Source organism: Pseudomonas oplopanacis (assembly GCF_057128725.1).
In genome coordinates, this window is sequence record NZ_JBSKHV010000019.1 from 80,751 (window position 1) to 87,898 (window position 7,148).

Genomic DNA, 7,148 nt, shown 5'->3' on the forward strand with positions numbered 1-7,148 from the left:
CGGCGACGAGTCTGATTCAAACGTGCTCTTCAACCGCGCTCTGGCTGTTGTCGTCCCGTGGCGAGCGTCCGAAATACGCCTTGTAGGCGCGGCTGAAAGAAGCCTCGGACTCGTAGCCAATCGCGAATCCCACCTCGCCGATGCGGCTGTTGTGCCTGGCCAGCATCGTTTTTGCCAGGGTCAGTCGCCATTCATTCTGGTAACGCAGCGGTGAGCGTCCCACCAGCGCGCTAAACCGATCGCAGAAGCTTGACCGTGACATGCCGGCGATCGTGGCGAGTGCCTCAATTCGCCATTGTTGCCCGGGCTTTTCATGGATGGCTCTGAGGGTTCGGGCGATGCGCTCGTCGGACAACCCCCCCAGCCAGCCTGAGGCCATGCCGTGCTGAACCCAGGTTCGCAGGATGCGAATGACGGTGAGATCAATGAGGCGCGAAATCATCAACGCGCCTCCAGGCTGCGTGTCATTGGCCTCGATGAGCATGAAATGCAGGATACCTTCCGACCACGCTGCAGCTTCGGCGTGCTTGATATGGATCAGCCACGGCAAGGCGAACAGCATGGCCTGGAAGCTGCTGGCATCGAACCAGAATCGACAAATGACGAGCGACGCAGGTCCCTTGGAGGCGGTGATGCTCAACGATGAAGGGTCGTGGGGCAGCAGCAGGATGTCGCCCTGTTCGATCGTCTGGACCTGCCCGTCGGCGCTTTCGATGTGGAGCTGTCCCTTTTGCAGGACGCAGATGTGCGAGCTTTTTTCGTCCAGCGTCAGGTGTTGACCCATAGCCTGTGTGGTGGAGTAGACGCGGTCCCCGGTCAGACGAATTTGCGCTAATACCTGGGAGAGCAGATCCCCTGTGGCCAGCCCCTCTAACCGCATCTCTGGACGAATGGTCAAGTCTTCGAGTAGATCCGTCATATCAGTCCGGCCACGCCTTCAATAGTCTGAACCCCGGAATCATAACGCTTTCACGCGGTTGATCGGCAACGCAACGGCGTTCGCTGCGTCATGTACATCATCCAATCAAAAAAGGAACAATCGAATGTTCGGGATCTCTGCCCTTGGCTGGGTACACACCCTCGGGAGCCTGCCAGCCATTCCCTTGGCGGCCTATATGTTCATCAGGCACGGGCGCATCGTGCCACGGTCGCGGGCCGGCCTTGCCTACCTCGTCTCGATGCTGATCGGCGGCTTTACTGTGTTTCTGGTGGCCCATCAACCGATCAGCCCTGTGATCGGGGCGGCCACGATCGTGCTGTTGCTCGTCGGCTACGGGGTCGGCTTCGTTACCTGGCTGGGCCGGGCAGGGGTGTACCTTGAAACCATCCTTCTGAGCTTGACGGCGTTCCTCCTGATGGTCCCGACCGTCTCGGAGACGTTGCGTCGAGTCCCCGATGGCCACCCCATCGTCACTGACCCGAATTCGCCATTGCTCAAAGGTGCGCTGGGTTTTATAGCGCTTGCGCTTGTTGTTGGCGTGGCGGCTCAGGTGTTCGCTTTGCGAAAAGACGGCGCACGCCTGCGCAAAATCGTCCCACTCGGCGGTTCGTCAGCATCGCGCTAGGCCAAAGCGTCGCGCTTGGCGAAGATGCTTGCCATTTGCGCCGCATTCTCGGTTCCCCAGGTGCACAGCGGGATGATCGCATCGGCCAGGCTACGGCCGAGCGGGGTTAGCGTGTAGTCCACGCGCGGGGGCACTTCCTTGTAGTCGGTCCGTGCCAGCACCTGATCGGCTTCCAGATCCTTCAACTGCTGGATCAGGACTTTGTCGCTGACGCCCGGGATCAAACGCTTGAGCTCGCCATAGCGTTTCGGGCCGTCGCGCAGGAAAAACAAGACCAGCGGTTTCCACTTGCCCGAGATGATGCGCAGCGTGGCGTTGAGCCCGCAACCGGTGTCGCAGATTTCAGATGTCGTCGTCATTTTTTGATACTTACCACTGCTGACTGCACTCGCCGCCATCCTGGCGTTCATTCCCCTGACACATTCCGTCTTCTGGGGGACGCTGGCCTACACCCTGATCGGAGGCACCTTCGTCGGCACCATCATGACGCTGGTGTTCCTGCCAGCGATGTACTCCATCTGGTTCAAGATCCGTCCTGTCAATAAAGGGTCAACGGAAACAGCGAAACTCATTTAGCACGCGAATTCAGAGAAGAGGACGCCCCGTCCTCTCGCCGTCCACCTGACAACTGAATTGTCCCCTGGGTTTCCAGGCTCCTTCGAAGGTATTCATTTGATCGTAACAACAACCTTGCCCTTGGCGCGTCCCTGCTCGACGTACTTCAATGCCTCTGCCGTTGATTCAAAGGTGAAGGAGCGGTCAACCACAGGTTTGATGATTCCGGCCTCAATGAGCGCGGTGATTTGTTGCAGTTGGGCGCCATTGGCCCGCATGAACACGAACGCGTAGCTGGCGTCCCGCTGGCGTGTCTTGCGCCGAATACCGAGGCTCAGCAGGCGCATGACTTGCTTCAATGGCCAGGACAACCCTTGCTCCTGCGCGAACTGCGCAGTGGGTGGTCCTGAGATGGAAATGAGTTGGCCGCCGGGCTTGAGGACCTTGAGTGATTTCTCCAGTACATCCGCGCCGAGGCTGTTCAACACCACGTCGTAGTCATGCAAGACGTTCTCGAAGTCCTGCTGTGTGTAGTCGATCACCAGATCGGCCCCCAGCGCTTTCACCCATTCGACATTTGCGGTGCTGGTGGTGGTCGCGACAAAGGCACCGAGGTGTTTAGCCAGCTGGATGGCAAGGGTGCCGACGCCGCCGGAACCGGCATGGATCAGCACTTTCTGGCCCTTTTCCAGTCGGGCCGTTTCGACCAGCACTTGCCAGGCGGTCAGTGCGACCAAGGGGATGGACGCAGCTTGTGTCATGGTGATATTGGCGGGTTTCAGGGCGATTGCGTTTTCGTTCACGGCGATCAATTGGGCGAACGTGCCGATCCGCGTTTCGGGCGGGCGAGCGTAGATTTCGTCTCCCGGTTTGAACCGGTTCACTTGCGCGCCAACCTCAACCACCACGCCCGCCAGGTCATTGCCCAGTACCAGCGGAAATGAATAGGGCAGGATCAGTTTGAATTCGCCTTTGCGGATCTTCGAATCCAGCACGTTGACACTGCTGGCGTGTACCTCGATCAAGACGTCGTGGGCGCCCACCGCGGGGACGGGGACTTCGCCAATGCGCCCGGTGTTCTTGCCATAGCGATCAATTAAAAATGCCTTCATCGTTGTACGGCTCTTGTCAGGTTGGAAGGAGGGCGGAGCGTTTTCGGCGTCAACATGCGGTGTTGTCAGGCATCAAGGAACGCCAGTGCCTTGGCTACAAAGTCAGCGTAGTGCTGGAAAATGCCGCCGTGGCCGGCATCCTCATAAATCACCAGTTGTGTGTTGGGGATGCGGTCAGCCAGCGCAATCGAGTTAACGCTGGGCACCATAATGTCGTTATCGCCGTTGACGATCAGCGTCGGCGTCCGCAAGCGCCCGAGGTCTTGAGGGGCCTGTCTGCCCCACGCAATGATGGCTTTCAACTGCCGGAGAAAGGCGCTGGGCGTCGGGTTTTTATCGCGATTTTTTTTGCGCACTTTCAGGCGTTGCAAATACTGCGAGGCGGATCGACGGCCATTGGGCGTCGACGTAAAGAACAGGTAGAACTTGGGATCGCGCAGGGTCAGCAAGCCTTTGAGCATCAATGGCCACGACACCGTGCCAACCTTGTCGATACCGGTGCCGCCGGCCGGCCCAGTGCCGGTCAGAATCAAGCGGCGCACCAATTCGGGCGCCTTCAGGGCGATGTCTTGAGCGACGAAACCGCCGAGTGAAAAACCAAGCACATCAACAGTTTCGAACCCCAGCGCATGGATCAGTTGAATGGCATCGTCAGCCATCTCGCCGACCGTCAGAGGCGCGGTTCCACCAGAGCTGCCGATGCCGCGATAGTCGGTGGCAATGATGCGCCTTGTTTGCGCCAGGCCATCGATGATCCCGGGGTCGAAGTTGTCCAGCACCGCCCCCCAATGGTTGAACAGCACGAGGGGCACGTCGGTCTTGGGTCCAACGTCGCGATAGGCGAAGGGAATGCCGTTGACCGTGATCGACTGGTTCGCCGCATTGACGAACGATGCCTGCGAGCCAGTGGGGTCATTTGTATTCGTGGGAGCCATGTCTACTCCGAACAGAGGGCCGCTTTCGATGCAGTGCCTTGGGCGCCTGCATCGAATCCTGCCTGGGTGTTCGCTACAAAAAGATCACTGCGGGATTTGGTAGCGCTGGGCAACCGCCGACTGGCGGATCTGTCCCAGCAGGCCCTGACGTGCGGTCTGAAGGTCATCCCAGCGTTCAGCTTCGTGCAGCGGCGGGATCGTCACAGGCTCACGCCGATCAAAACCGACCAGTGCGGCATCCACCAGATCGCCCACTTCCATGATTTCGTTCAGGGTGTTGATGTCGATGCCGGAGCGATCCCAGATCTCTGTGCGGGTTGCCGCCGGCAGCACGGCCTGCACGTAGACGCCCTGAGGCGAAAGTTCCAGGCTCAGGCCTTGGGAAAGGAACAGCACAAACGCCTTGGTCGCACCGTAGACCGACATGCCGAACTCCGGCGCCAGACCCACCACCGAACCGATGTTGATAATCGCACCGTCGCCTGCTTTGGCCAGGCGTGGGGCGATGGCGCTGGCGAGCCGCACCAGCGCCGTGGTGTTGAGGGCGACCAATTGCGCAACACGGTCGGTGCTTTGGTCGATGAAGTTGCCGGACAGCGCAGCGCCAGCGTTATTGACGAGGATGCCGATACGGGCGTCGTCGCGCAGGCGTGCTTCAACCGTTGTCAGATCGCTGAGTTGGGTCAGGTCCGCCGGAATCACCTCGACGGCGACGTCGTGTTCACTGCGCAACCGGGCTGCAAGTGCGTCCAGGCGTGCCTGGTCTCGGGCAACCAAGACGAGATCGTGGCCGCGTTGCGCGAAGCGTTCGGCGTAGACGGCGCCGATGCCAGTGGAGGCGCCGGTGATGAGAACGGTAGGGCGAGTGCTCATGGGTTCATCTCTCTTTCAGGATGTGTGAAAACAGAAAGCGCGTTCATTGATTGCTCAGCGTGCTGTGGCGCTCGATTCAGCCAACGTCGGGTAGTCGATGTAGCCTGCCGAGCCGCCGCCATAGAGGGTGGCGGGATTGAAGGCGGACAACGGCGCACCGCTCTGGAGGCGCTCCACCAGATCCGGGTTGCCAATGAACGGGCGACCGAACGCAATCAGATCGGCCTGGTCTTCGGCGAGCCGCGAAGTCGCCAGGTCCAGGTCGTAGCCATTGTTGGCGATGTAGGTGTTCTTGAAGCGCTGGCGCAGCGCGCCGAAATCGAATGGCGCCACGTCGCGCGGGCCACCGGTTGCACCTTCCACCACGTGCAGATAAACGACGCCGAGGGCGTTGAGTTGATCGACGACGTAATCGAATTGCGCCTGCGGATCACTGCTGGAAACGCCATTGGCCGGTGACACCGGCGACAGGCGCACACCGGTGCGATCCGCACCGATTTCATTGACGACGGCTGCCGTCACCTCGAGCAACAGACGCGCACGGTTTTCAATCGAGCCGCCGTAAGCATCAGTGCGCACGTTGGCGCTGTCCTTGAGGAATTGATCCAGCAAATAGCCATTCGCACCGTGAATCTCCACACCGTCGAACCCGGCGGCGACAGCGTTTGCCGCGGCCTGGCGGAAATCGGCGACGATTCCCGGCAGTTCACTGATCTCCAGCGCGCGTGGCTCGCAGACGTCTTCAAAGCGGTTGTTGACGAATACTTTGGTGGCGGCGCGCAGCGCAGAAGGGGCCACGGGAGCGGCGCCGTTTTCTTGCAGATCAACGTGCGACACCCGACCGACATGCCACAGTTGCAGGAAGATTTTTCCGCCCTCGGCGTGGACGGCATCGGTCACTGTGCGCCAGCCATCTATCTGCGTCTGGGTGTAGATCCCGGGGGTGTCCTGATAGCCCTGGCCCTGTCGGGAAATCTGCGTGGCCTCGCTGATCAGCAAGCCTGCGCTGGCGCGTTGGCTGTAATAGGTGGCTGCGAACTCGCTTGGCACAAAGCCTTCGCCTGCGCGGTTGCGCGTCAGTGGCGCGAGGACGACACGGTTCGACAGCGTGAGAGCGCCAAGCGTGTAAGGGGTGAACAGATTCTGGTCGGTCATCTGGTATGTCTTCCGTGCCTGTTGATGGAGGTCGGTGGTGCGTGCAATTAGGATGATGATCGAAATCTAAACTGTCAACGGTTTTGATTGTGATCAACATCTATGTATCATTGGGCGCATGATTTCCCAGTCGACATGAGGTATTGCACGTGAGAGTGACCAAGGCCCAGGCGCAGGCCAATCGGGAGCACATCGTTGAGACGGCCTCTGAGGTGTTCCGTGAGCGCGGCTTCGACGGCGTCGGAATATCGGACCTCATGGCGGCTGCCGGTTTCACCCACGGAGGTTTCTACAAGCATTTCGGTTCGAAGGCCGACCTGATGGCCGAAGCCTCGGCCAGCAGCCTTTCCAAATCGCTGGAAGGGGCTGAATCGCTCGATGTTCCGGGCTTTATCGACGTCTATGTGACCAGGGAACATCGCGATGGACGCGGCAACGGTTGCACCATGGCCGCGTTATGTGGCGACGCGGCGCGTCAATCGGTTGATGTGAAAGCGACGTTTGCCGAAGGGATCGAGCACACCCTGCAAACACTGGGGGATAAATACCCGACGAAGCCGGATGCCGCTTCGGGTGAGGGGAGAAAGAAAATGATCGACCTCCTGTCTCGTGCGGTCGGTGCGATAATTTTGTCGCGTGCCTGTCCGGATGATTCGGCACTGGCGGATGAGATCCTTGAGGTGTGCCGTGTTGAAATGTTTGCTTCGTTGCCGGTCAATGAAGTGGACGCGGGGTAGACCGGCAGGCACTCAACAGTAATAGCCCTGAAAAATATCGCAGCGACTGCCCCTCAGTGCTTGAATCCATTGACGTGCCCTGTGTTTTCATCCAACAGGGCACGTCTTGGTTTCTGACTAGTCGCTCACTACCCGAGCATTAGAAGAAGCCCAACGGATTGATGTCGTAGCTCACCAGCAGGTTTTTGGTCTGCTGATAGTGATCAAGCATCATCT

The 7,148-nt window shown here is 59.4% G+C and carries 9 protein-coding genes and 1 pseudogene; 3 read left to right on the plus strand and 7 right to left on the minus strand.

What is annotated here, in order from left to right:
* Positions 1-16: 16 nt before the first annotated feature.
* Entirely contained in the window at positions 17-919 is a 903-nt protein-coding gene (locus ACWKV5_RS26985; RefSeq protein ID WP_483843738.1) for an AraC family transcriptional regulator, read from the minus strand.
* 124 nt (positions 920-1,043) lie between these two features.
* On the opposite strand from ACWKV5_RS26985, the gene ACWKV5_RS26990 reads away from it, so the two are divergent.
* The gene (locus ACWKV5_RS26990; RefSeq protein WP_483843739.1) at positions 1,044-1,565 is read left to right on the plus strand and encodes a hypothetical protein; all 522 of its coding nucleotides are present in this window, start codon (positions 1,044-1,046) and stop codon (positions 1,563-1,565) included.
* Here the strand turns inward: ACWKV5_RS26990 and ACWKV5_RS26995 are convergent.
* Positions 1,562-1,924 (minus strand): winged helix-turn-helix transcriptional regulator, encoded by a 363-nt coding sequence (locus ACWKV5_RS26995; RefSeq protein ID WP_056744504.1) that lies wholly within the window; start codon positions 1,922-1,924, stop codon positions 1,562-1,564. The genes ACWKV5_RS26990 and ACWKV5_RS26995 overlap by 4 nt on opposite strands.
* Before the next feature lie 16 nt (positions 1,925-1,940).
* Here ACWKV5_RS26995 and ACWKV5_RS27000 point away from each other — a divergent pair.
* Positions 1,941-2,141 (plus strand): annotated as a pseudogene (locus tag ACWKV5_RS27000) (hypothetical protein); the annotation flags it as partial.
* Between the two features lie 92 nt (positions 2,142-2,233).
* On the opposite strand, the gene ACWKV5_RS27005 reads toward ACWKV5_RS27000, so the two are convergent.
* The 4 genes from ACWKV5_RS27005 to ACWKV5_RS27020 form a co-directional block, all read right to left on the minus strand.
* A complete protein-coding gene (locus ACWKV5_RS27005; protein WP_483843740.1) occupies positions 2,234-3,232 on the minus strand; it encodes an NADP-dependent oxidoreductase in 999 nt (332 codons plus the stop codon).
* A gap of 65 nt (positions 3,233-3,297) precedes the next feature.
* The gene (locus tag ACWKV5_RS27010; protein WP_483843741.1) at positions 3,298-4,167 is read right to left on the minus strand and encodes an alpha/beta fold hydrolase; all 870 of its coding nucleotides are present in this window, start codon (positions 4,165-4,167) and stop codon (positions 3,298-3,300) included.
* Between the two features lie 84 nt (positions 4,168-4,251).
* Complete coding sequence (locus ACWKV5_RS27015; RefSeq protein WP_483843742.1) at positions 4,252-5,040, minus strand: SDR family NAD(P)-dependent oxidoreductase; 789 nt, start codon at positions 5,038-5,040, stop codon at positions 4,252-4,254.
* Positions 5,041-5,094: 54 nt separating this feature from the next.
* Positions 5,095-6,195 carry an alkene reductase gene (locus tag ACWKV5_RS27020; RefSeq protein WP_483843743.1) on the minus strand — a complete coding sequence of 367 codons (1,101 nt, stop codon included), beginning with the start codon at positions 6,193-6,195 and terminating at the stop codon, positions 5,095-5,097.
* A 149-nt stretch (positions 6,196-6,344) separates the two neighbouring features.
* Here ACWKV5_RS27020 and ACWKV5_RS27025 point away from each other — a divergent pair, with 149 nt between their 5' ends.
* Positions 6,345-6,932 (plus strand): TetR/AcrR family transcriptional regulator, encoded by a 588-nt coding sequence (locus tag ACWKV5_RS27025; RefSeq protein WP_483843744.1) that lies wholly within the window; start codon positions 6,345-6,347, stop codon positions 6,930-6,932.
* A gap of 139 nt (positions 6,933-7,071) precedes the next feature.
* On the opposite strand, the gene ACWKV5_RS27030 is transcribed toward ACWKV5_RS27025, so the two are convergent.
* Positions 7,072-7,148: hypothetical protein (locus tag ACWKV5_RS27030; protein WP_003155258.1), on the minus strand; the 77-nt coding region annotated here is incomplete at its 5' end.

Excerpts from the sequence above, each read along its gene's own strand:
- ACWKV5_RS26990 (WP_483843739.1), top strand. The coding sequence starts at position 1,044 with ATGTTCGGGATCTCTGCCCTTGGCTGGGTACACACCCTCGGGAGCCTG.
- ACWKV5_RS27005 (WP_483843740.1), bottom strand. The coding sequence starts at position 3,232 with ATGAAGGCATTTTTAATTGATCGCTATGGCAAGAACACCGGGCGCATT.
- ACWKV5_RS27015 (WP_483843742.1), bottom strand. The coding sequence starts at position 5,040 with ATGAGCACTCGCCCTACCGTTCTCATCACCGGCGCCTCCACTGGCATC.
- ACWKV5_RS26985 (WP_483843738.1), bottom strand. The coding sequence starts at position 919 with ATGACGGATCTACTCGAAGACTTGACCATTCGTCCAGAGATGCGGTTA.
- ACWKV5_RS27010 (WP_483843741.1), bottom strand. The coding sequence starts at position 4,167 with ATGGCTCCCACGAATACAAATGACCCCACTGGCTCGCAGGCATCGTTC.
- ACWKV5_RS26995 (WP_056744504.1), bottom strand. The coding sequence starts at position 1,924 with ATGACGACGACATCTGAAATCTGCGACACCGGTTGCGGGCTCAACGCC.
- ACWKV5_RS27020 (WP_483843743.1), bottom strand. The coding sequence starts at position 6,195 with ATGACCGACCAGAATCTGTTCACCCCTTACACGCTTGGCGCTCTCACG.